Origin of the sequence: Vibrio sonorensis, assembly GCF_001854765.1 — a bacterium.
In the GTDB taxonomy this organism is placed as follows: domain Bacteria; phylum Pseudomonadota; class Gammaproteobacteria; order Enterobacterales; family Vibrionaceae; genus Vibrio; species Vibrio sonorensis.
The window spans coordinates 1-23,609 of record NZ_LJJE01000096.1; the positions used below are offsets into that span (position 1 = coordinate 1).

Genomic DNA, 23,609 nt, shown 5'->3' on the forward strand with positions numbered 1-23,609 from the left:
TGTTTCCATCGTCGCTGCCGTTATCGCCGCCGTTGTTTCCACCGTCGCCGCCGTTATTGCCGCCATTGTTTCCACCATCGCCGCCGTTATTGCCGCTATTGTTACTGCCGCTGCCGTTATCTGAATCACCGGACCCAGATCCGCCAGAACCAGTACCACCAGTTCCATCGCTGGAACCAGCACCGGTATCTGAACTACTGACATCTAATGAGTTGGCTTGGCGGAATGCATTTTGGTATTGGTCAACCAGTGTGAGGCTTTGGTTTCGGGAAAAACCTAAAGGTTCAAAATCGGCGGCTGTTTCATATCGGGTGCGGGCAAGTCTTTCGTCACCACTTCGTTCAATGGTGAATGCGCCTGTTGGGCTAGAAGAGGTAGCGGTTGCACTACCTGCTGCAGGTGCGGTTGAATCATCAAAGGCCAGTGGATCACCACCAGCCTCGATTGCTGCTATGATGTCTTCAACATCATCGGTGACGTTGGTGAGTAATTCTGTCTCGTCGTCTAATATTTGGACTATGACTCGCGTGCCATCCGGTCTGAGTACTACCTCTCCCGGGAAAAGTGGTTCCCCCTCTATATAAGGTCTAATGTTACCGTGTACATCAATAACGATAGCTTGACCAAACGCCAGAGTTCCCGTTGACAGCAGAATACCTAATCCCATATGAAACGCCTCTTTAAATTAATCCACTCTCTACCATTTACTACATTGTCATTTTTTTGGCAGAGTTATACATTCACCCGTATTATAAATTAACATTTCCCCCTCACCACTCAAAGAGAAACTTTGCATCGCAGTAACATTTTCTTGAAAAGAAGTGTTCCGACTCACACCTTTCAGATGGAATAAGTATCACATTTGTATCCAAAGTTTACGTTTGTCACCGTTGAATAGTTCAAAGGTTGAGCATTGACGAGTAGCTTTTAACCAAGGCGTCACAAAACTAGATGTCTTTGCGTTTCAACATTAGTAAACTTTACAGCAAACTGTTATTTTATTGACACTGGCGATATAAGAAAAACATTTAGCCAAATACTATTAACATTCTTAGGAGAGATACTTTGAATTGGATAAGAGCAAAAACTCTTGGCCTATTAATCGCAGTAAGCCTACCAGTGCACAGCCAAACACTGGAGCAAGCTGTCGCTTATACAATCTCCAACAACCCTGAAATTAAAGCTGCTTTTAATGAGTACAAGAGTAAGGTTTATGATGCTGAAGCTTCCGGGGGAGCTTATCTACCGTCTCTAGATTTAGACGCTGGCTATGGTCTTGAATCTATTAATCCTGCAGTGGGGCCAAATACTGACCTCACTCGTAAAGAGGCAACCTTGACACTCACTCAATTACTTTGGGACGGTAACGCGACATTAAATGATATGGACCGAACTTCTGCAGACGCTGAATCGGTTCGATTACAGCTTATTTCAGAAGCTCAGGACATCGCATTGCAAGTAACAAAGATCTATTTGGATGCGACCAAGGCCTACGAAGTACTATCACTGTCTGAAAGTAACCTAGCGGTTCACAAAGATATCTATAAAGATATTAAACGACGAGTTGAGTCGGGTATTGGTTCTACGGCGGACAAAACTCAGGTGGAAGCCGCTTAGCTAAAGCACACGGTAATTTGCTTGCGGCCCAGAACAACCTTTTTGACGTCCACACTCAATATCAACGAGTCGTGGGACGTTCTCCACAGGGCCTTGTTTACCCGCGAGCAGATGAAACCGCAATTCCTTTCACTTTAGACGACGCATTGAATAAAGCGTTTAAAGATCACCCTGTGATTTTAATATCGCAGGCCGATGTGGATTCTGCTCGTTTTCAGTACCAGCAAACCAAAGGCGTTAACTTCCCAACTATCTCACTTGAGGCGGCACAAACGTGGAGAGACGATGCTGGCGGAGTTGAGGGAAGTACCGATGAGTTTACTGCTATGATTCGTTTGCGTTATAACCTTTACAACGGCGGTTCAGATTCTGATCGCAGTGAAAGCGCAGCCTATCAGCTAAACAAAGCGAAAGACTTTCGCGACCGAACCTATCGCACTGTAGAGGAAGGATTAAGGCTCTCTTGGAGTGCGTTAGATCTCACCCTACAGCAAAAAGAGTTTTTGGCGGATCACGTCGACTCTGCGTCTCAGACCGTTATAGCGTATGAAAAACAGTACAAGTTAGGTAAGCGAACTCTTTTAGATCTTCTCAATACTGAAAATGAACTATTTGAAGCTCGCAAAGGGTATCTTGACGCTAAATACGATGAGCAATACGCAAAATATCGCGTAATGAACGCAACAGGCGATCTACTAAAAGCCCTACGCGTACAAACGCCGAATGAATGGAATCAGCCAGTAGATTATTAATCATGAGAAAACGAGTTCTTATACTATCAATAGCACTATCTTTTTCGCCAATGTCAGCGTTTGCCGAAGACAGTTACCAGGACATAGAAACCCCTTTACCTAATCAGCAGTACGATTTGCAGGATGACGATAGAGACGGTGTTATTAACGCGCGTGATTTATGCCCAGAGACACCGCTACAAGCAGAAATCGACAATGATGGATGCGGCACTTTCGTCTACAGCGAAGAAGAAATCAAAATGCAGGTCTTATTTGGTGAAGGTTCCAGTAAGGTAAAACCCGTCTTTTTGGCTCAAATTCGGCAGTTGTCTCAGTTTCTCGATGAATACCCATCGACAGCCGTAACGTTAAAAGGTTACGCAATAAGAAGTGAAGACGGCAGTTACAATATCGAACTGTCAAAACAGCGAGCAGAGGCAGTAAGGCAAGCCTTATCGACCTATGGAACACCTTTTAGTCGCGTTAAGATCATCGGTTATGCCGATTCCGATACAGCGATATTGAACAAAGAGGTTTCCGATGTTAAAAACCACGCTATCGCTGATACGTTAAAACGAAAAGTCGTAGCCACTGTTGTTGGTTATCAAGGCAGTGTCGTTAGAGAGTGGGATATTTTTACTACTAAACCCAAATAAGCCCTCAACGGCTATAGTTGACGTCAACGGGTTCTTTTATTGGTGTATTCGCCCAGCGTAAGTGATACCCTAGCCTCGAATTAATTTATGAGACTATTGCCATGAGCAAATTAACCGCTGACATTCAGGCTAATCTGGAACTTTTTGTAAACGAAACCAAGACAAACCAGTTGGTTTGGGGACTAAAAAACGAAGAAGGCTGGCTTTCTTGTGACTCGACTGAGTTTGAAGAAAGTGAAGTGATGCCGTTTTGGTCAAGTAAAGAAGATGCTCTAACACACAATGTTGAAGAGTGGGCAGACTTTGAAGTTCTTGAAATCCCATTAGATATCTTTGTTGAAGATTGGCTAATCACCCTGAGTGAAGATGGTGTCCTTATCGGTACTAACTGGAATGCAGGGTTAGAAGGAAAAGAAGTTGAACCTTCAGACCTCGCGAAGATGTACTTAGATTAAGCTCATGTTTAAAAGCGCTCCCAACTGGGAGCGTTTCTCTTTATAGCGACTTAAATCACAATCCTTTTGCTCCGCTCTTCAATATGTTGTGCGCATTAAAGGCTATGCATACAATGCTTAAAGTTGAATGATAGGAAGTCGATATTGTGAACCCTTTTCGGTGGGTGTATTCCCTGTTGCTACTATGCTTACCTTTCTGTCTACAGGCTGGTGAGAGACAGCGTTTCGACGAAAGTTATGCCACGGCAATTACCGTCAGCGAACAAAGAGCCCTTAGCCTATTAGAGCAGAGGTACGCTTCCCTTTCACCGAGTGCGACAAACTCTATATCAGTTCTCTCATACATGGCTTAATGCTACTCAACGGACAACCTTTCTACGGCAATAAGCTTCTTTTCGATGACGATTACACCTATGAAGAACAAGCCTTTATTGGTGCACTTAACGATGAAGAGGCGCTCGACTATGATTCTGCAACAACGACATACAAAACTCTGCTAGCCAACGCCGCTAAACCGCAAGACATCGATAAGAAGGTCATCTACGAGTATCACCTGTGTCGGTCCCTAAATCGTCAGGGGCAATACTATCAAGCATTGGTATACTGCAATGCATTAGCGACCCATATACAAGATTTAGAAGACGCGGTAATACCAAGATATAAAGCGCTACGAGTCGTGGCCAACAATCAAGAAATGATTGGTGACTATCAAGCAGCGTTAACCACTTACCAAGCCCTACTCGCGTCTTTTCCTCCCTACCAAGATCCTTCCGGTATATACAACGACGCAGGACTATTGTTACTAAGGCTAGGAAGAATCGAGACGGCAAAAGACTACCTCTATACCGCGATAAATTTAAGAAGTAAGCGCAGTTCACCATTGCTCCTCGCTCAAGTGCATCACAGTTTGGGAGAGGTGCTTCTCGAAGATAACAATTACCCTGCTGCGCTAAGACACTTTGAAGCGACACGAGAGATCACGGTGGAGTTCAACCATCACTATGGCCTGACATATGCCTAATCGGGTTAGGTAAAGCCCATACCGCAAGTGGTGACCCCCAGCGGGGCGCAGAGCTGCTCAAACAGGCTTTGACTGTCGCGGTAGGACAAGAACACACTGCACTCCAAGGAGAGAGTTATTTAGCACTGGCTCAAGCGAGTCTTGTCAATGACAACTACACCTTAGCCAATGACTACGCTAAAAGAGCCCTAGCATTGGCCGAAGAGCACAATAACGCCCACTTACATGCCATCTCTTTGAGATCTTTAGCTGACATTGCCGAGCTAGAACATGACTATAAAAAAGCACACCAACTTTTTCGACAATACGCAGACTTTGAGCTAAAGATTCGAGACAACAATCACCACCACGCTTTTTGGCCTTTGATTCTGCCAGAGAGGAGCTTCGGCTACTGAGTAAGCACAATGAATTGGTTGGCAAGTATCAACGTATAGAATCGGAAAACGAAACATTAAAACAGACCAACAAGCTCTATTTTCTCTTCTTTGCTATATCGATAGGCATAGCGGTGTTACTCAACGGGTTAAGGCTAAGAGAACACCGACTGGCGAAACACGATGTGCTGACCAACACCTTAAGTCGAGCTAGCTGCATTCGCAAAGTCAAATCGACACCGGAATGCGAAGATGAAAACAGTCGAAACGTATTACTCTTATTCGATTTAGACGATTTCAAATCCATCAACGACGAATATGGCCACCCTACAGGCGACCGTGCACTTATCGAGATTTCCAAAAGTGTTAAAACGCTACTTAAGAGTAGAGATAGGATTGGCCGTTTGGGTGGCGAAGAGTTTATTGTGTTACTCAAAGAGTGCGAAGAGTTAGATATTTTTGACCGAGTAAAAGCCATTCACAATCGTATCGCAGACACTCGGTTTACCTCTGAAAGCGGGGTTTCGCTAAAAATCACCGCAAGTATGTCTTATCTATCGACGCCAAGTAGCTTGCATGATTTTGACGCGCTCTACTCTATCCTCGATCAAGCCCTGTATCAAGCCAAAGAGAACGGAAAGAACTGCATTATAGATGCATACAACGAGCCTATATATCTTGACCCGACTGCTTACGCGTCAACTCAGCCATAACGGTAGTTTGATTGTTGAGATAATCGTCTAAACCAGCTTTGCGTAAATCACAAGATGGACAATCACCACAACCATCGCCAATGATGCCGTTATAACACGTGAGCGTGTGTTTGCGAACGAGTTCTAAAGCGCCAATTTGGTCCGCCAGCGCCCAGGTTTCTGCTTTGTTTAGCCACATTAACGGCGTCTGAATGTGCAACGTTTTATCCATGCCTTTTACCAACGCATCATTCATCGATTTCACAAACTCATCGCGGCAGTCTGGGTAGCCAGAAAAATCCGTTTCACACACACCCGTGATAACCGTGTTTGCTCCAATTTGATAAGCGTATATGCCAGCCAAGGTGAGAAAGAGAATATTGCGCCCTGGAACAAAGGAGTTTGGAAGACCATTTTCTTGCAGTTCGTGTGAGACAGGAATGTCATCTCGGGTTAGAGAACTGATAGCCAATTCGTTTAACAAAGTAACATCCATCACTTTGTGAGCTTTTACACCCAAGTCTTTGGCAAGAGACTCAGCGACTTCGATCTCCAGTCGATGTCGTTGGCCATAGTCAAAAGTAATTGCGTGTACCTCATCAAACTCTTTTAGTGCTTTCACAAGACAGGTCGTCGAGTCTTGACCACCACTAAAAACTACTACCGCTTTATTCATGAGTTTTTTCCTTTAAGCAATACTTAAATATTTATGAGTTTGTACCGAAAGGCGCCAGTTGCGTGCAATACAAGTATCAATACACAGCTGAGTTGCACGACTTTTCTGACTGATTGGCTGCAACGCCACTGTAGTACTAGAAGGTACTTTCGCTCGCTCTAACAATACATCGAGCTGAGCGATGTCTTTTTCTGTTCCAACTGGGTGCTTAATTTCGTTAGCTCTTTGCAACGCGCTGTCCAAAACTGGTAGCTTGCCTTTCATCGCCACCTTTGGTGACACTGTCACCCAAGTATTTTTCGTCGCCTTTACCAAAGAAGTGCACTGGTTTCAATTTGACATTGGCAGCCAATATTTTCAAAAGCTTGTGTCAGAGGAACCAAGTCATAAATGCAAGGCTCTCCGCCTGTAATCACAATGTGTTTAGCGGTGTAATTTTGTTTTTTATACCAAGCGACTAAATCATCGGCGTCGACAGAAGCCCAAGTTGGCGTATCCGAGGTTTTTACCAAGATATCACCCACAGACGTTTCATCTTCTTCTAACGCTTCCCATGTTTGCTTGGTATCACACCAAGAGCACCCTACTGGACAAATTTGCAGACGGACAAACACCGCTGGAACGCCAGTAAAGACACCTTCACCTTGAATGGTTTCAAACATCTCATTTAGTTTGTACAACTCACTCACCACATTGCTGATATAAAAATAGGAACGAGACCATAATTGAAGCCTAACACAAGGTCAACTAAATCTGCGCTTTGCAAAAGGCCAGAAGCAAAAGCAGCAAACCCTGCGATTGGCAGGGTTTGCATGATGCATTTCTATTTGCTCGCTGCCGAGCGTATCGAGAAGATGAACAGCAACATCAATAAGGGGTATCTTATGGTTTCGACAATCAAACTGTACAAACTACTTTCGCTCAAGTACAAGGCGGTCACGCTCACCAACAAGTTTACCAGTATCATTGCGAGAACAACCAGCGCCAACTTACCCGCAGACAAACTCTCGTCAATGTCACCTTTACTGGCAACAAGAACAGAAGCGGTGAGAACGACTGCGAGCCACTTTCCAAATACCGGTTGTAGCCAGATGACTGAAATGGCGATAGTCACGATGCTCAGCGCGATCCACACACCTTTGGAGCATAACAACTGGACTAAGTCGACGTCTGGTTTGCTTCGCAACCTCATCATATGCCAAGCGGCTAAGCTGCCCAACAGTGCACCAACCAGCATATCAACGATAAATGAACTGCCAGAATAGAACTTAGCAGCAATAAGCCACAGCATCAGTAGTGCAAACCCAAATAGGTGTTTTCCACTGGTCAATACTTTTTGCTGGGCTGCGACCATTACAAAAACACTAAACCATACAGATATTGCAACGCTTGGAAAGCTGTAACCATAAGAGTTTGCCAACTCAAGAGACGGAATATAGACATGAGGTCTTGGCATGGCAAACCCTTGCTGAGCAACGAGTGCGAGGAGAGATGTGGTTGCAACAGTAAAGAAGATCACATAGGTAAACGATTTACCAAACCGCCAGTAAACCAAAGGGAATAAAAGGGTGAGTAATAATGGCTCTGCAAGTAAGTTACCCAACATTAACAACGTCGATACGGCGCTACCCAAAAAGCCTTGTAAAGAAGCAATTTCGGCCTGCCAGTTCACTAGCCAACCGAGTTCCACCTGATTGTGACTTGGGGCTTCCTCAATCAAGTTGCTGACGAAAAACGTCGGCTGGTCAGTCGCTTGAGAAGCAATTGTTTTAAGCGCATCGAGGTAGTTTGGAAATCGATAATAGGAAGCCTCTATTGAATGGGGTGAAACCAACATGGCGGAGGAAACCTCTACCCCATAATGAGGTGCAAACCAAATAGGTAGCTCATTGCCATCAAATCGATTATTAAATTCGTAGGCGATAATATCTGAGTCGGAAACGCAGTCGAAATAGGCTGTATTCTTCACCTTGCCCAAAAGGCGTTTGACGGTGACAACCAGTCCTGTTTCTTCCCATGTCTCGCGTTGTGCTGCTTGCTCTAGTGTTTCCGAGCTGCCTATATAGCCGCCGGGCAATGATATTTTCTTAGTCAATATCTCGTTGACCATTACGACTTTATCGCCTGATCGGATAACACATGCGACCCCTTGGTAGTCATGTTCATCTATGCTTGCGCTAGCAACACCTGACACCGAAAGAGACAATAGGAAAAGTGAAATAAAAGAAGAGAGAAACTGCATGAATTTTGTTAACTACCGCTTAATCGCTTTCTAAGCCAATGTATATGCTCCACAAACCCTGTCTGAGCATAAAAATCTTTGGCGCTTTGGTTAAAGTGCCACACTTCTACAAAAATCTCTTGAGCGCCGTTTTCAAAAAAGCTTTGCTCCAGTTTCTGGTATAGCGCTTTAGCTATGCCGCGTTTTCTCATAGGGGGTATGACATAAAGTTCGTCGACACTACCCATCTGAACAGGCTTACTCACCGTTGAAATCAGTTCACAAAAGTGTCCAGTAATAAAGCCAACAATCTCATTTTGAGAGATAGCAACCCATACCAAGCACTGAGGATCATTCAGATATCGAGCGATACTTTTTTCAAGTTCAATATCTTCGGCTGTCTTAAAATACTGTGGACACGCACAATGATGTTCGTCGTGCAGTTCAAACATTAACTGATTTAAAGCTTCCAAATCTTTATCATTGGCTGCCCTTAGATTAACACTGTCCATGAGTTATTTTTGTGTCGCGAATAAAGCAACAGTCTGACCATATTCTTGCAAAGATTCAATGAAAAAAGCCTCAAAACTGAGGCTTCTATTGCTAAGTTTAAAGATCAAGACTTGTTCAGTACTTTCTCAATTTCTTGCAAGCTTGTCGGATCATCAATCGTCGATGGTACTGCGTACTGCTCACCATCGGCTATTTGACGAATAGTTCGACGTAAAATTTTACCCGAACGGGTCTTGGGCAATCGCTCGACCACCAAAGCGTGTTTAAAACAAGCCACTGCACCAATTTCCTCGCGTACCTTTCCTACCAGTTCACCTTCAAGTTCTAGGTCGTCGACTTTCACGCCATCTTTGAGCACTACAAATCCCAGTGGTAATTGGCCTTTTAACTCATCGTGAACGCCAACCACCGCGCATTCGGCAATGGCAGGGTGCCCTCCCACAATCTCTTCCATTTCACCGGTTGATAGACGGTGCCCCGCGACGTTTATCACATCATCAATTCGTCCCATAATAAACAGGTAGCCGTCTTCATCCAGATACCCACCATCCCCTGAAACATAATAACCATCAAACTGACTCAGATAACCACTCTCAAACCTGTCGTGATTGCGCCAAACCGTCGGCAGACAACTAGGTGGTAATGGCCGTTTCAGTACGACAAATCCTTGCTGGTTAGCTGCGACAGGCTCGCCCAACTCGTTGAGGATCTCGACTTGATAGCCGGGAATCGCCTTAGTAGCCGAACCCGCTTTAACTGGCATAGCTTCAACTCCAATAGGATTACCAGCAATCGCCCACCCGGTTTCCGTCTGCCACCAATGATCGACAACTGGCTTATGTGTTTTGCTTTCTACCCACTCCAAGGTAGGAGGGTCCAGCCTTTCTCCTGCCATAAAAATAGTATGCAGGTGACTTAGGTCATATTGACTAATGAGTGCCCCATTTGGGTCTTCTTTCTTAATCGCCCTAAATGCCGTAGGCGCCGAAAAGAGCACTTCGACTTTGTACTCAGCGCAGACTCGCCAAAACGCACCCGGATCTGGCGTGCGCACGGGTTTTCCTTCATAAAGAACTGTCGTACAACCATGGATGAGCGGCGCATAAACAATGTAAGAGTGCCCTACCACCCAGCCGACATCAGACGCAGCCCAATACACACCATCTTGTGGCATATTGTAGATCGCACTCATTGAATACTTCATCGCTACGGCATGTCCGCCATTATCCCGTACCACACCTTTCGGCTTACCCGTTGTGCCGGAGGTGTAGAGAATGTAGAGAGGATCAGTGGCTAGTACGGGTACACACCCATGAGGCAAAGCTTGTTGATAAGCTTGGATCCAGTCCTTGTCTCTCTCATTGGAGAGCTCTGCTGGACATTCTGGTCGTTGATATACCAGCACGGTTTCTGGTTTCCAACGGCTATCCATCACTGCTCTATCAACCAGCGGCTTATAGGGAATCACTTTGTTTATTTCAATGCCGCAAGAGGCTGTCATTAAAACCTTTGGTTCGGCGTCTTCTATTCTTACTGCCAGTTCATTGGGCGCAAAGCCACCAAACACCACGGAATGGATAGCACCTAACCTTGCACACGCTAACATTGCGATCGCCGCTTCTGGGATCATTGGCATATAGATGACAACGCGATCCCCTTTCACCACACCTTGTGCGGCTAGCATTCCCGCCGTTTTTGCAACTCGGTCTCTTAATTCTTGATAGCTAATGGACGTTTTATTTCCCGTAACAGGGGAGTCGTACAAGATGGCCGTGCGCGCTCCTCGCCCTTGCTCACAATGATAGTCGAGTGCCATCCATGAAGTATTCATTAAACCATCTGCGAACCACCGTTCTATGTCGTTTTCATCTTTGCTCAAGATGGTTTTAGGGACTTGAAACCAATCTAACTTACTCGCCTGTTCTGCCCAAAAAACTTCTGGGTTCGTCATTGCCCGATAGTATTCTTGCTCGTATGCAGACATATTGCTTCCTCCAGTATGTCGCTATTGTTTTTTTAATGGCGGAATGGTGACACTCCCTTCCATTAACATTCGGGCGCTTCGACTCATGGTCGCTTTTTTTACTACCCAGCCCTTGGTTGTTTGCTTCGCTTCGGCTCCGACTTTTAACATCCCTGACGGATGACCAAAGACCACACTGACTTTGCTTCCTCCACCAGCAGCAATATTAACTAGTGTGTCTGGAACACTCGCAGCACACGCTATTGCCACGGCAGCAGTGCCCATCATGGCATGGTGCAGTTTGCCCATGGAAAGCGCTCGAACTAACACATCTATCTGTTCTGATTCCACACGACTGCCGCTAGAGGATTGATAAGATTTAGGTTTGCTTACAAACGCGATCTTTGGCGTGTGTTGCCTTTTTACTGCATCTTCGCGATTGGAAATGAGCCCCATTTTTAACGCGCCTTCTGCGCGAATAGCCTCAAACTTGGCCAACAAACCCGCATCGCCATTAATATCGTCTTGCAATTCGGTACCTGTTAAACCAAGCGCGTTGGAATCGATAAATATTGTCGGGATCCCTGCGTTTATCATGGTAGCGTTAAACGTGCCTACCCCTTCAACTGTCAGGTCATCAATTAAGTTTCCCGTTGGGAACATCGCTCCTTCCCCATCTGCGGGGTCAACAAAATCCACTTCGATTTCAGCTGCGGGGAAAGCGACACCATCCAAATAAAAATCACCCAGTTCTTGAACCTGACCATCTCTTATCGGCACGTGAACATGAATGGTTTTCCCTATGTTTTTCTGCCAAACTTTGACAGTAGCAATGCCATTTGTTGGGACTTTTTCAGGGTCGATCAAGCCTTTGTGCACCGCAAACGGTCCAACGGCTGATGAGAGGTTGCCACAGTTACCACTCCAATCGACAAAAGCCTTGTCTATCGCTACTTGCCCAAACAAATAGTCTACGTCGTGATCCGGTCGCTCACTTTTGGATACAATCACAGTCTTACTATTACTAGACGTACCGCCGCCTAATCCGTCAATTTGCTTGCCATATGGGTCCGGACTACCTATCACGCGTAGTAGTAGCTCATCCCTTGCCTTTCCAGCAACTTGAGCCTCTTTGGGAAGGTCGTTCAGGCTAAAAAACACACCTTTACTTGTGCCACCTCTCATATAAGTGGCGGGTACTTTAAGCTGAAAAGCTTTAGTTAAATCTATGCTCATACCGCTCCCTCCTGAGCCAAAAAATCCTTGGCAAACCGTTGAAGTACACCACCCGCTTTATAAACCGACACTTCATCTTCCGTGTCTAAGCGACAGGTCACTGGCACATCGAACTTCTCACCCGTACGACGCGTTATTACCAAGGCAAGCTCTGCTCCTGGCTGATAACGCCCGCCACGTCATACTCTTCACTGCCGTCTAAAGCTAAGGTTTTTCGCGTGACACCCTGTGGGAACTGAAGCGGTAATACACCCATACCAACCAGGTTGGTGCGGTGAATTCGTTCAAACCCTTCTGCAACTATCGCTTCGACACCCGCTAGCCTTACCCCTTTTGCAGCCCAGTCGCGCGATGAACCTTGGCCATAATCGGCGCCGGCAATTATGATGAGTGGCTGCTTGCGCGCCATATAAGTTTCAATGGCTTCCCACATTCGTGTGACTTTTCCCTCTGGCTCGATACGCGTATAAGAGCCTTGCTTAACTTCACCTTTTTCTTTGACCATTTCGTTAAACAACTTGGGATTTGCAAAGGTTGCCCTTTGTGCCGTTAAGTGGTCCCCTCGGTGGGTGGCATAGGAGTTAAAATCCTCTTCGGGTAACCCCATCTTCGCTAAGTATTCCCCTGCTGCACTTGACGCCAAGATTGCATTAGAGGGTGAAAGGTGGTCCGTGGTTATGTTGTCACCCAAAACCGCTAGCGGCCTCATTGAGGACAGCTTTCGCTCTCCTGCAAGTGCTCCCTCCCAATATGGAGGTCGACGAATATAGGTACTCTGCGGTCGCCAATCATACAAAGGGCTCTCTGCCTTTTCGTCGTCATCAAGAGTGAACATCTTGATATAGATTTGATTGAACTGCTCTGGCTTAACGTGCTTATTAACCACTGCATCGATTTCGTCATCACTTGGCCAAAGGTCGTTGAGGTATATTGGCTGACCGTTTTTGCGATAACCCAAAGCGTCATTTTCAATATCAAACCTCATCGTCCCCGCTATGGCATAGGCAACAACAAGTGGCGGTGAGGCGAGGAAAGCTTGTTTCGCGTATGGGTGGATTCGACCGTCAAAGTTTCGATTCCCCGACAACACCGCCGTGGTATACACGTCCCGTTCGACTATCTCTTGCTGGATTTTGGGATCCAGTGCACCACTCATCCCATTACAAGTCGTACAGGCATAAGCAACAATACCAAAGCCCAGCTTCTCTAGCTCCGGCAATAGGCCTGCTTCTTCAAGGTAAAGTTTGGCTACTTTTGAACCGGGAGCAAAAGAGCTCTTTACCCAAGGTCGACGTTTGAGTCCAAGTTCATTGGCTTTCTTTGCCACCAGTCCCGCCGCCACAACATTGCGAGGGTTGCTGGTGTTGGTGCAAGAGGTGATGGCCGCAATAATGACCGCCCCATCTGGCAGTTCGCCCTGTTTTTGCTCCCACGGTTTAGATATGCCCCTGTCTGCCAGTTCTGTTGTCGGCAATCGACGGTGAGGATTTGATGGGCCAGCCATATTGCGACCAACACTACTCAAATCAAACTCTAATACCCTTTCGTATTTGGCATCGATGAGGTCGTCTGCCCATAACCCAGTCGTTTTCGCGTATCGCTCTACTAGTTCAACCTGCTGTTTGTCCCTGCCGGTCAACTTCAAGTAGTCTATGGTTTGCTCATCAATGTAGAACATACCTGCTGTTGCACCATATTCCGGTGTCATATTAGAGATGGTAGCGCGATCGCCAATAGTCAGGTCTCTTGCCCCTTCGCCAAAAAATTCTAAATAACTTGAGACTACCTTTGCGTTTCTTAAAAACTCCGTAATCGCCAATACAATATCGGTGGCAGTGATCCCCGGCTGACGTTCTCCTGTTAGCTTGACACCCACGATATCTGGCAGGCGCATCATTGAAGGTCGGCCTAACATCACGGTTTCTGCTTCTAATCCACCGACTCCTATTGCGATAACGCCTAGCGCATCGACATGTGGGGTATGACTGTCGGTTCCAACGCAGGTATCTGGAAACGCCACGCCTTCTTTCAATTGAACAACGGGAGACATTTTCTCCAAATTAATCTGGTGCATAATGCCATTGCCCGCTGGGATCACACTGACATTTTCAAATGCGGTTTTACACCACTCGATAAAGTGAAACCTGTCTTCGTTTCTCCGCTCTTCAATCGCGCGGTTCTTGTCAAACGCATTCACTTCAAACCCCGCGTGTTCTACTGCGAGTGAATGATCGACTATCAATTGGGTCTCTACCACTGGATTGACTTTGGCTGGGTCTCCGCCTTGTTGTGCAATGGCATCTCTTAGGCCAGCCAAATCAACCAAAGCGGTCTGACCTAAGATATCGTGACATACCACTCGCGCTGGATACCAAGGAAAATCGTGTTCTCTTTTTCGGTCTATCAGTTGTAATAAGGACTGCCGCAGTGAAGAAGGCTCGCAACGCCTGACTAACTGCTCAGCAAGAACACGGGAGGTGTACGGCAACTTTTCATAGCTACCGGGGGAAATATCGTTAACTGCCTGACGCGCATCGTAGAACTCAGCCGATGTGCCGCTGAGGGGCTTTCGATATTCTTTATTAACATTCTGACTGCTCATGGTCTACTTCCTCTTACCCCCTCAGTTGCCAGTACTGGTAACTGAGGGCAATATCCAACGCTATTAACCTCGTTTATCTATCGGTAACCAAGCTTGTGCTTCTGGCCCTTGGTAATCTGCACTTGGTCGTATGATTCGGTTGTTTTCACGTTGCTCGTAGACATGTGCGGCCCACCCGGTTAATCGACTCATCACGAAAATGGGGGTAAATAGTTTGGTAGGAATATCCATAAAGTGATACGCCGAAGCATGGAAAAAATCTGCGTTACAGAACAGACCCTTTTCTCGCTTCATAACCGCTTCTACCCGTTCAGAAACCGCATAAAGATGGGTATCGCCCACATGCTCTGAAAGCGATTTAGACCATTTTTTTATCAACGCATTTCTAGGGTCACTTTCTCGATAAATGGCGTGTCCAAACCCCATTATCTTGTCTCTGTTTTTAAGCATTTTCAGTATATTTGCTTCTGCTTCATCTGGGGTTTTCCAGTTTTGGATCATCTCCATTGCCGCTTCATTTGCGCCACCGTGAAGCGGTCCTCGAAGTGTGCCAATAGCCGCTGTTACACATGAATGAATATCTGAAAGTGTCGATGCACACACGCGTGCAGCAAAAGTAGAAGCGTTAAACTCATGCTCCGCATACAAGATCAATGAGCAGTGCATCACTTGTTTGTGGAGGTCACTTGGTTCTTTGTCGGTCAACATTTTAAGGAAATAGCCGCCAATACAGTCCTGACTTCGATCTTCAGTATCAATACGCACCCCGTCATGACTGAATCTGTACCAGTAACAGATTATGGCTGGAAACAGCGCTAACATTCGCTCGGTAGCGGGTTGTTGCGTAGAGAAGTCAAGCTCTTGCTCGAGATTTCCAAGTACTGAGCACCCCGTTCTCATAACATCCATCGGATGTGCAGTTGCGGGCAATAGCTCAAGCGCGTTTTTAAGACTTTCAGGTAAGCCGCGTAAACTGACCAACTTTGTTTTGTAGTCATCCAATTCACTTTGCGTTGGCAAGTGACCGCGTAACAAAAGATGAGCCACTTCTTCAAACTGAGCGTGGTTAGCCAAGTCAGTGATGTCGTAACCGCGATAGGTTAGTCCTGTTCCTGATTTTCCGACAGTGCATAATGATGTGCTTCCAGCGCTTTGACCTCTAAGTCCTGCGCCACCTAACTCTTTAGTAGGCATAATGAACTCCTTTTCGAAACAGCTTATTGCTCTCTGCGTAGCATTTTTTTACTGGTTCAGTTTCACGTTTGTTTATGGATAATGGTTTTCTTCAGGCTCCCCGCTATGGGTACTGTTTTTGCGTTACGACTCTGAAAACAGTTTGTCCAGCTTGTCTTCGTATTCGTGATAGTTCAAATGTTGATAGAGCTCTTTCCGGCTCTGCATTTGACCTAGTAGCGCCTCTTGATTTCCCACTGTCAAAAGGTGCTGATACACCGTCTCTGCCGCTTTGTTCATTGCTCGAAAAGCACTAAGGGGGTAAAGCACCATATCGACGTTTACTTCAGAGAGCTGTTGACCGCTGTAAAGTGGTGTTTGACCAAATTCAGTGATATTGGCGAGAATGGGAATCGGTTTACCCGTGGCTTGCTTTAACGCACTAGAGAACTGTTTGTACTGTTGCAACTCGTTCATCGCCTCTGGGAAAATCATATCTGCGCCTGCTTCGACACATGCAATGGCGCGCTCTATCGCTTTGTCCATACCCTCTACCGCAAGCGCGTCGGTCCGAGCCATAATCACGAAGCTGTCATCCGTTCGCGCATCTACCGCGGCTTTTACTCTATCTACCATCTCTTGTTTTGAAACAATGGCTTTATTAGGACGGTGACCACATCGCTTCTGAGCCACTTGGTCTTCCATATGAACGGCGCCAGCCCCCGCTTTTTCCATCGCTTTAATCGTTCGGGCAATGTTAAAAGCGCCACCAAAACCAGTATCAATATCAACCAATAACGGTAAATCACAGGCGTTGGTGATTCTCTCTACATCAACCAGTACGTCATTTAACGTAGTAATGCCAAGATCCGGTAAGCCATACGAAGCGTTAGCAATGCCGCCACCTGACAAGTAAATTGCTTGGTGCCCGACATTCTTCGCCATCATGGCGCAATATGGATTGATTGTGCCGACAATTTGCAGCGGATCATTTTGTTCTACAGCGAGTCGAAACTTCGCTCCCGGAGTCATGCTCATGACAGTTTCCTTTTAGTCATTCTCAACTAAGCTAATTTGCTGTTCTATCAGTTTTCTGCTGCCAGAAATGTGCCTGCGCATTAACATCTCAGCCAGCTCTTCATCGCGATTGCGTATCGCTTGTAAAATAAACTTGTGTTCTTCTAGTGCCTCTTTTGGTCGAGATTGTGCGCGAGGAGATTGATATCGGTACATTCTCAATAAGTGATAGAGTTCATCACATAGCAGATTGATCAACTTGCTGTTGCGACTTGCCTGAATAATGCGGTAATGGAAGTCAAAATCACCGTGCTGGTGAAAATATGACGCCCCCTCGACTCTGTCGATATGAGTAGAATGTGTTGACAATAATGCTTCTAATCCAAGTAACTCCTCTTGCGAGATGTTTCTTGCAGCCAGCCGTGCAGCCATCCCTTCCAGCGCTTCTCTAACGGCGTATAACTCAACGAGTTTTTCTGGAGAAAAGGTAATCACCCTAGCACCGACGTGGGGAATCCGCTCAATGAGACCTAAGCCTTCTAATCGCATGATGGCTTCTCTCAGTGGCCCTCGGCTAACGCTGTATCGCTTGGCTAGCTCTGGTTCCGATATCTTGCTTCCCGGCGTTAGCTCACCTTCTACAATGGCTTCTACCAAAGCTTCGGTTAGGGTAACGGACTTGGTATTTTCTCTTTCGGCGACCAAACTCTTCACTACAACTCTCTTAGACATTACATTGTCTACAATTCGTTAATCTAACGTTAAAATAGTCGAACAAATTGTCAACAATCAAGCAAATTGTCGACAATTTAGACTAAGGTAGTAGCTCTTATTTTGGTAAAATAGGCGCGTTAGTATCTTGAAATCGAAAAAAAACCTGCGGTTACAGGGGATTAAGTGAAGAAACAATCGTTTGGGTCTACACTGGACCTAGAAATATAAAAATATTCGATGGTTATAACGATGAAAGTTATTCAGTGGTGTACTTTTAGCGTCTTTGCTTGCTCGCTAATGGGATGTTCGCTTTTTATTAAGCCAGATCCGGATCCTATGGCTTACCCAACCTTAGCAAACTCCCATTACAGCGGTGATGAAATTCCCTTAAACAAAACGGCTAATGTAATCAACAGCGCCGTTGTCGCTGGCCGCACCGTACCGATATCTGACAAAGAGAGGGTCAATCAAAAGCTACCTTTGATCTTTGCTGAAATTGGAGACCGTACCAGTATTCGCTATCAAGTACTCAGCGAAGCAGGATTCCATTCCGCGATTAAAAACTTAGTGACTCAATACAGCTGCCACCTCTATGCCAGCCAGCAAACGCGAGATACCGTACAGTTGTGCCCTCCTCATCACAAACTCGTAGATAATGAACCCGGCTACCTGCCCTTTATCGATGGCTACTGGTTCGATCACCGTATGGAAGTTAGTCACACAAACCAAAATCACGGTCTACAGGTAGACCTCTTCTTAAAAAGCGGTAACGAAAGGCCCCTCACTTCCACTTGGGGAGCGGTGCATACACTAGGCCCATTTGACAACAATCAGTTCGACGAAAAACAACTCGTCCTCACGATACATCTCAAGGCCTACTACAAAAACGGCGATGCGCAGGTATGGTCGCCTATGCACCACGAACCACTCATTTTCTTCGTTCTGTTACCAACAAAAGACCATATAGCCAAACAAACTAATGAGATCGCGGCGATGGACTACAGTTACCAAAACGCTCAGTTGCTTGTCGTCGATAGCCGTTGAACTTCAAATGGTGTGAGCATGAATAGTTAATCTACAAAATAGGATTGATAATACTTAGGTGTGACGGCAATGCGCTTTTTAAAGTGACGCTGAAAATGGGCTTGATCGGCAAAACCTAGCTGATGAGCGACTTGTGAAATGTCGTTTCCCGCTCTGAGCAGTAACTTGGATTTTTTAATCTTTTCATCCATCAGATAAGCGTGAGGCGGCAATCCATAACGCTTTTTAAAATGGCGTAGCAACTGATAGCGATTGAGTCCGACTTCATTAGCGAGCTCGTCCAGTTGATGATTTTCATCCATTTGATCTAAGAGTTTCTCTCGAACAGGAGTGAGATCTGGTGAGTGGACCTTGCGTTGACTGTCCCTTTGTGAGTTTAAAAAAACACCACATTCAACAAAGCCGAATAGTGAGCTTTCCGCTGACAATACGTCCTTTTCATTTTCCAACAAATCGAACAAGTGGTTAAACTTAGCCACATAGTCAGCTCTATTTTCATAGTCTTTATCAAACGCTACGTAGTCCAAATTTTGATCGCCAAGTACCTCTTTTTGGATTTCTCCCATCCAAACGGCGTCAACAAAGAGCATTCGATAAGACCAGTTGCCTTTCTCCGGATTGCACGAATGAACGTCCGCGGGGTTGATAGTGACCAAATCCCCTGTTGCGATACGATTCTTCCGGTTGCCATTCGAGTAAAAAGCAACGCCACTATCGATAAGACCAAACGAGAACTCGTCGTGAGAGTGGGCGTGATAACACGCACTGCTGTTATCAGCAATGCGCAGTTCGATTTGAGGCAGTATTGCGCTTGGTTTAAAACTTGCGGTTTTATCCGTTTTCATTTTTCCCCTCTAACTACACCCATATCGTACTGACTGATAATACCAGCATTAATGACATCGCGCAGTTAAACAGCCGCTGTCGCTTTTGATTGTTCAACCACCCAGACATGGCATGTCCCAACAGTGCCCACACACCAATTCCTACCAAGCATACAACTAATGAAATCCAAGTAAAGAAAGCAAGCATCATGGTTTCATTGCTCTGCCCTATCACATAAAGGCTAACCCCTGAGCCAGCCACTAACCAAGCTTTAGGGTTGAGCAGTTGCGCCAACGAACCAGACCACAAGCCTGAACTGTCCTTTGAAGCGCCAATTTTCTCTGCTGGCGCGCGAAAGATTTTCCAAGCCAAGTAGAGCAAAAACGCACTACCCGCCAATTTTAAGTACCCTTCTAGCTTTGGTAGCAGTTTGAGTAGCTCTCCCATCATTAGGCCACTGATAAGGACAACCAACGCATACGCAACAGATGCGCCAAGAACATGTGCCATCGCCGATTTAAGCCCCTTTTGAGCAGCCGTACTGGTCGCTAAAATATTAACAGGGCCAGGGGTCACGGCTCCTACAAAAGCAAACATGGCCATCGCAAAAAAAATACTTTCCATAAACATTCTCCTTTTTGGCAAGAATATCCATGGTGATAGCCACTGTATTGAACGTTATTGCACTTTACGCCGCTTTAACCCCTCGCAAGTATTTTTCAATATCGACTTCATCGATTTGTCCCCTTGGTAAAAACTTACGCGCGTATTCGAGGTAAGTACCGCTTTGCAGGAAGATAAGGAAGATATCCTTATCTACGTGTTGATCCAATGCCATCTTATACATAATATCGACGGCTACGCTCAGCGGTTTCGCTTTCTTATAGGGTCTATCTGCTGCTGTCAGCGCTTCAAAAATATCAGCGACGACGAGTATCCTTTCGGGCACCGATAACTGGTCGCCTGTCAATTTGCGTGGATAGCCCGTTCCTTTTAACGTTTCGTGGTGGGTTGAAGCATACCTAGGGACTCGACTGAGTTCTGGTGGGAACGGCAGCGCTTCTAACATCTTAATCCCGCTTATCATATGCTCGTTAATCTTGTATCTATCTTCTGGAGTTAACGTCCCTCTGCGAATACACAAATTGTAGATTTCACCAAGGTTATACATATGTTCCGGTACGTCTACTTTGATTCCGTATTGCTCGTCAAAATGAACCGGACGCTCGCGGCGAATAACGTGCTCTGCTCTATCGATCAATAGCGGCTCTACCGCTGGTAGGGTTTGCTCACCGCGCATGTGATTCATCTCTTCTAGCGGGGATAGTCCCAATCGATCATCAAAGTGTCGAACCCATGTTTGATTCGCTATCGCTTTAATACGAGCCACTTGTTCCTCGTCCATAAACTCGCTGCCGACATTCGCTTGGGCCACAAATTCAAACTCTTCTTTGAGTTTTGCTTTAGCTCGGGCTAACTCATTCAACCCTGTTTGCTTATCCGTTTCCCCCGATAACCTACCTTTTAAATATTGGATCTCGGCATCGCGCCACAACACTTCGAATCGAGTCCGTATTTCGTGTATGCGGTTGTAATTGGCTTCTAGTTTCGTACCTTTATCGACAATGTGTTCCGGTGTAGTTATTTTGCCGCAATCGTGAAGCCAAGCAGCAATCCTAAACTCCCTTCGTTCATTATCGTTGTTAAACATAAAGTCTTTGAACTTTTCGTCTTCGGACTTTTCAAGCACTTCAGCCAGCATTAATCCCAGTTCGGGGACTCGGTTACAATGTCCTGCGGTGTAAGGCGATTTATCATCGATGGCTTGGGCAATCAGTCGAATAAAGCTTTCGATAAACTCTTCCTGTGACTGGGCCCGTTTTTGTATCTCTCGCGCCATGTCCACCATTGAGGCGGACAACTGATGAATTTCCTTAATTCTGGTATCGACTAGGCGAACCTTGTCATATTGGCGCGCCTTTATTTTCCTTGTCTCCTCAATCAAAGAGAGAATTGGGGTCACTATCGGAGAGCCAAATCGCCAAGCTAAAGGAAGAAGTAATACCATTGCGATCACGGTTATCGCCAGCGCTTTCCACAGCTGTTCCACCACTTGGTCGGTCACCAGTGCTTCCGGCACCACCACTGCTAAAAACTCTTTTGCTACTTCGGGCTCACCTACCGCGGTGACATAAAAGTATCTCGGCTTTCCATCCACTAACCGCTTTACCATACTGCCATGAAGCTCGGGCATGCGCGCTATATCCAACATGGCACTATAGGGTACATAACTCCCTCTCAACGCACTGGTAGATAACCATTTACGAGTTAACGCCTGTCTCTGATCCAATGAAATATTGTTAAGGGCTCGGTTGATTATTGCTACTAGACGACTGTCTTTCTGCTTCGCCGCTAAATGGAACGTCATTGGCGTTTGATCAGTGAGATAACCGATTTTCAAATCACCCAATGCGTTTGTAGAATCAACGCTTTGCAAGGGAAGCAGCGTATTTAACAGCACCTCAATGTCTCCGCGATGGAGCGCTTTAAATGCTAACTCTAAGTTAGAAAACCTGACTACATCGGCATTCACACCTTGCTGGTTGAGTAGCTTTTCGAAACCCTGGCCTTCAACCAAGCCTATCTTTTTCTGATTTAACTGGAGCAGTGCCGTGGGAAGGGGCTTATCCCCTATTACGGCAACCGCGATTTGGTCTGAGAACATAGGAACACTGGTCATTCCCGGTAGGGTTGAATAACTGGACACCGAATGGATCAGATCCACATCGCCTAGTCTGTATTTACTGCTCAATTCGGGCCATGTGAAACCGTTGACGAACTCCAGCTCTAACCCTGTCATTGTCGATACTAGTTTTAACATATCCACCGCATACCCTTTGGGCTCTCCGGCAGACGCATAGTCAAAGGGCGACCAGTCCATCTGATTAGAAATCAGCAGTGGTCGCGTATTGGCAAGCCACTGTTTCTCTTCTTGTGTCAATGCGAGTGAATGGGATGGCGGAATGGCGATATCACTCGCCGCCAGTTGGTTTGAAGCAATAACTTCACCATGGGCGTTAAAGAGATAAGACTCCACTCCCTCGCGTCCTGTCAAACCTAGCGACTTCGCTGAAAGCTTAGAATTTACCGATGAAAGGACAATATCGACACCGAGAACGGCATTCTTACCTTTTATTGAGTAGGTTTGCCCAGTGATCTTCAGGTGTTTAAACAGATATGGATCCGTTTTATAGACTTTTGAACTTGTAGCCGCACCAAACCAAGGCCTTTGAGTAGGATAATAGTTGCTCTCCTGTTTCTTCTGTTTGGTCAACTTAAAATCTTTTGTTAAGTAACTCGTTACCTGTTGCCGATTCTCTCTGTCGCCAAAGATTTCGATAATCACCCAACGGTCATTTGCCCCTGCGGTTATTTTCTCCCTGACAATAGGCGATGACTCCAAGTTGATCACCTGATAAAAATCTTCGTTGGCCTTGCCGTAATAGATACTGTAAAACATTGGATTATCTGCGAGCACTTCCGTAAGAATCCCGCGGATTTCATTTGCAGAGAACCGGTGCTGAGTCGCAACGGATACCGCCTTTAAAATTCGAGCACTGCTCGATGCACTCACTTCTATTTTTTGAATGTGTTCACTCACATCTGCTGATGAAAGTGTGAGTTTCGCGACCACTTGCTCTTCTGAAGCTTGTTTTGCGAAATAATATTGTAATGCTATCGCGATCACAGCAGTGACCGTAGTGGCGATCAGAAACAGACTTCCCACTGTAAACCGAATTGAAAACTTTTTAGCCTTAACTGACAAACCGTCCATCTTCCATTACCCCCCCGCGGGCTGAAAAATCGCTTGTTCTTTTTTAACCATTTGGTCAATAAGCCAACAAACTTTTGATCTACTTATCCAAATAAGTATTCAACCTGTTTCTTAATTTATCAATGTGATCTTACTCACACAACAATACGTGAACTTTATGAACAAAAACCTCACAATGCCCAATATTGTTTTTATCTACTCATTAGAGACAAACATTTAACACCTTTTTAACCTTAGCCTTACT

17 protein-coding genes and 4 pseudogenes are annotated in these 23,609 nt (G+C 45.7%); 7 read left to right on the top strand and 14 right to left on the bottom strand.

Going from position 1 to position 23,609, the window contains the following annotated elements; genetic code table 11:
* Nucleotides 1–667, bottom strand: a pseudogene (locus tag BLO31_RS23615) (hypothetical protein); the annotation flags it as partial.
* Nucleotides 668–1,065: 398 nt separating this feature from the next.
* On the opposite strand from BLO31_RS23615, the pseudogene BLO31_RS18010 reads away from it, so the two are divergent.
* From BLO31_RS18010 to BLO31_RS18035, 6 genes and pseudogenes are all read left to right on the top strand, one after another.
* Nucleotides 1,066–2,369: pseudogene (locus tag BLO31_RS18010) on the top strand (TolC family outer membrane protein).
* A 2-nt stretch (nt 2,370–2,371) separates the two neighbouring features.
* Complete coding sequence (locus tag BLO31_RS18015) at nt 2,372–3,004, top strand: OmpA family protein (RefSeq protein ID WP_070970010.1); 633 nt, start codon at nt 2,372–2,374, stop codon at nt 3,002–3,004.
* Between the two features lie 101 nt (nt 3,005–3,105).
* Nucleotides 3,106–3,459: a DUF2750 domain-containing protein gene (locus BLO31_RS18020; protein ID WP_070970014.1), complete on the top strand. Its 354-nt coding sequence runs from the start codon at nt 3,106–3,108 to the stop codon at nt 3,457–3,459.
* Between the two features lie 352 nt (nt 3,460–3,811).
* Complete coding sequence (locus BLO31_RS18025) at nt 3,812–4,480, top strand: tetratricopeptide repeat protein (protein WP_070970017.1); 669 nt, start codon at nt 3,812–3,814, stop codon at nt 4,478–4,480.
* Between the two features lie 68 nt (nt 4,481–4,548).
* On the top strand, nt 4,549–4,875 hold the full coding sequence (locus BLO31_RS18030) for a hypothetical protein (RefSeq protein WP_070970020.1): 327 nt from the start codon (nt 4,549–4,551) through the stop codon (nt 4,873–4,875).
* A gap of 14 nt (nt 4,876–4,889) precedes the next feature.
* On the top strand, nt 4,890–5,567 hold the full coding sequence (locus BLO31_RS18035) for a GGDEF domain-containing protein (protein ID WP_070970023.1): 678 nt from the start codon (nt 4,890–4,892) through the stop codon (nt 5,565–5,567).
* Here the strand turns inward: BLO31_RS18035 and queC are convergent.
* The 10 genes and pseudogenes from queC to BLO31_RS18085 all read right to left on the bottom strand — a co-directional run bounded on the left by queC (nt 5,524) and on the right by BLO31_RS18085 (nt 17,679).
* Entirely contained in the window at nt 5,524–6,222 is a 699-nt protein-coding gene (queC, locus tag BLO31_RS18040) for a 7-cyano-7-deazaguanine synthase QueC (protein ID WP_070970026.1), read from the bottom strand. The genes BLO31_RS18035 and queC overlap by 44 nt on opposite strands.
* A gap of 12 nt (nt 6,223–6,234) precedes the next feature.
* Nucleotides 6,235–6,902 (bottom strand): annotated as a pseudogene (gene queE, locus BLO31_RS18045) (7-carboxy-7-deazaguanine synthase QueE).
* A 143-nt stretch (nt 6,903–7,045) separates the two neighbouring features.
* Entirely contained in the window at nt 7,046–8,464 is a 1,419-nt protein-coding gene (locus BLO31_RS18050; protein WP_070970029.1) for a bifunctional NUDIX hydrolase/phosphatase PAP2 family protein, read from the bottom strand.
* An 8-nt stretch (nt 8,465–8,472) separates the two neighbouring features.
* On the bottom strand, nt 8,473–8,955 hold the full coding sequence (locus tag BLO31_RS18055; RefSeq protein WP_070970031.1) for a GNAT family N-acetyltransferase: 483 nt from the start codon (nt 8,953–8,955) through the stop codon (nt 8,473–8,475).
* Between the two features lie 104 nt (nt 8,956–9,059).
* Nucleotides 9,060–10,940, bottom strand: coding sequence for a propionyl-CoA synthetase (locus BLO31_RS18060; protein WP_070970034.1), 1,881 nt, complete (start codon nt 10,938–10,940; stop codon nt 9,060–9,062).
* Nucleotides 10,941–10,961: 21 nt separating this feature from the next.
* A complete protein-coding gene (prpF, locus tag BLO31_RS18065; RefSeq protein ID WP_070970037.1) occupies nt 10,962–12,155 on the bottom strand; it encodes a 2-methylaconitate cis-trans isomerase PrpF in 1,194 nt (397 codons plus the stop codon).
* Nucleotides 12,152–14,757: pseudogene (acnD, locus tag BLO31_RS18070) on the bottom strand (Fe/S-dependent 2-methylisocitrate dehydratase AcnD). Before acnD ends, prpF begins: the two are co-directional and overlap by 4 nt.
* A 63-nt stretch (nt 14,758–14,820) precedes the next feature.
* Nucleotides 14,821–15,951, bottom strand: coding sequence for a bifunctional 2-methylcitrate synthase/citrate synthase (prpC, locus tag BLO31_RS18075; RefSeq protein ID WP_070970039.1), 1,131 nt, complete (start codon nt 15,949–15,951; stop codon nt 14,821–14,823).
* A gap of 123 nt (nt 15,952–16,074) precedes the next feature.
* Nucleotides 16,075–16,968, bottom strand: a complete 894-nt coding sequence (prpB, locus tag BLO31_RS18080) for a methylisocitrate lyase (RefSeq protein ID WP_070970042.1) — start codon at nt 16,966–16,968, stop codon at nt 16,075–16,077.
* A gap of 12 nt (nt 16,969–16,980) precedes the next feature.
* A complete protein-coding gene (locus tag BLO31_RS18085; protein WP_070970045.1) occupies nt 16,981–17,679 on the bottom strand; it encodes a GntR family transcriptional regulator in 699 nt (232 codons plus the stop codon).
* 231 nt (nt 17,680–17,910) lie between these two features.
* Between BLO31_RS18085 and BLO31_RS18090 the strand changes: the two genes are divergently transcribed.
* Nucleotides 17,911–18,705, top strand: a complete 795-nt coding sequence (locus BLO31_RS18090; RefSeq protein ID WP_070970048.1) for a hypothetical protein — start codon at nt 17,911–17,913, stop codon at nt 18,703–18,705.
* A gap of 26 nt (nt 18,706–18,731) precedes the next feature.
* Here the strand turns inward: BLO31_RS18090 and BLO31_RS18095 are convergent, their stop codons facing one another.
* From BLO31_RS18095 to BLO31_RS18105, 3 genes are all read right to left on the bottom strand, one after another.
* The gene (locus BLO31_RS18095; protein ID WP_070970050.1) at nt 18,732–19,550 is read right to left on the bottom strand and encodes an AraC family transcriptional regulator; all 819 of its coding nucleotides are present in this window, start codon (nt 19,548–19,550) and stop codon (nt 18,732–18,734) included.
* A 13-nt stretch (nt 19,551–19,563) separates the two neighbouring features.
* A complete protein-coding gene (locus BLO31_RS18100; RefSeq protein ID WP_070970052.1) occupies nt 19,564–20,154 on the bottom strand; it encodes a LysE family translocator in 591 nt (196 codons plus the stop codon).
* A 64-nt stretch (nt 20,155–20,218) separates the two neighbouring features.
* On the bottom strand, nt 20,219–23,365 hold the full coding sequence (locus BLO31_RS18105; protein WP_070970056.1) for an HD domain-containing phosphohydrolase: 3,147 nt from the start codon (nt 23,363–23,365) through the stop codon (nt 20,219–20,221).
* Nucleotides 23,366–23,609: the final 244 nt, after the last annotated feature.

Coding starts and splice junctions, on each gene's coding strand:
- BLO31_RS18015 (WP_070970010.1), top strand. CDS start 2,372: ATGAGAAAACGAGTTCTTATACTATCAATAGCACTATCTTTTTCGCCA.
- BLO31_RS18020 (WP_070970014.1), top strand. CDS start 3,106: ATGAGCAAATTAACCGCTGACATTCAGGCTAATCTGGAACTTTTTGTA.
- BLO31_RS18085 (WP_070970045.1), bottom strand. CDS start 17,679: ATGTCTAAGAGAGTTGTAGTGAAGAGTTTGGTCGCCGAAAGAGAAAAT.
- BLO31_RS18025 (WP_070970017.1), top strand. CDS start 3,812: ATGCTACTCAACGGACAACCTTTCTACGGCAATAAGCTTCTTTTCGAT.
- BLO31_RS18050 (WP_070970029.1), bottom strand. CDS start 8,464: ATGCAGTTTCTCTCTTCTTTTATTTCACTTTTCCTATTGTCTCTTTCG.
- BLO31_RS18105 (WP_070970056.1), bottom strand. CDS start 23,365: ATGGACGGTTTGTCAGTTAAGGCTAAAAAGTTTTCAATTCGGTTTACA.
- BLO31_RS18095 (WP_070970050.1), bottom strand. CDS start 19,550: ATGAAAACGGATAAAACCGCAAGTTTTAAACCAAGCGCAATACTGCCT.
- BLO31_RS18055 (WP_070970031.1), bottom strand. CDS start 8,955: ATGGACAGTGTTAATCTAAGGGCAGCCAATGATAAAGATTTGGAAGCT.
- prpF (WP_070970037.1), bottom strand. CDS start 12,155: ATGAGCATAGATTTAACTAAAGCTTTTCAGCTTAAAGTACCCGCCACT.
- prpB (WP_070970042.1), bottom strand. CDS start 16,968: ATGAGCATGACTCCGGGAGCGAAGTTTCGACTCGCTGTAGAACAAAAT.
- BLO31_RS18100 (WP_070970052.1), bottom strand. CDS start 20,154: ATGGAAAGTATTTTTTTTGCGATGGCCATGTTTGCTTTTGTAGGAGCC.
- BLO31_RS18060 (WP_070970034.1), bottom strand. CDS start 10,940: ATGTCTGCATACGAGCAAGAATACTATCGGGCAATGACGAACCCAGAA.
- BLO31_RS18090 (WP_070970048.1), top strand. CDS start 17,911: ATGAAAGTTATTCAGTGGTGTACTTTTAGCGTCTTTGCTTGCTCGCTA.
- prpC (WP_070970039.1), bottom strand. CDS start 15,951: ATGCCTACTAAAGAGTTAGGTGGCGCAGGACTTAGAGGTCAAAGCGCT.
- queC (WP_070970026.1), bottom strand. CDS start 6,222: ATGAATAAAGCGGTAGTAGTTTTTAGTGGTGGTCAAGACTCGACGACC.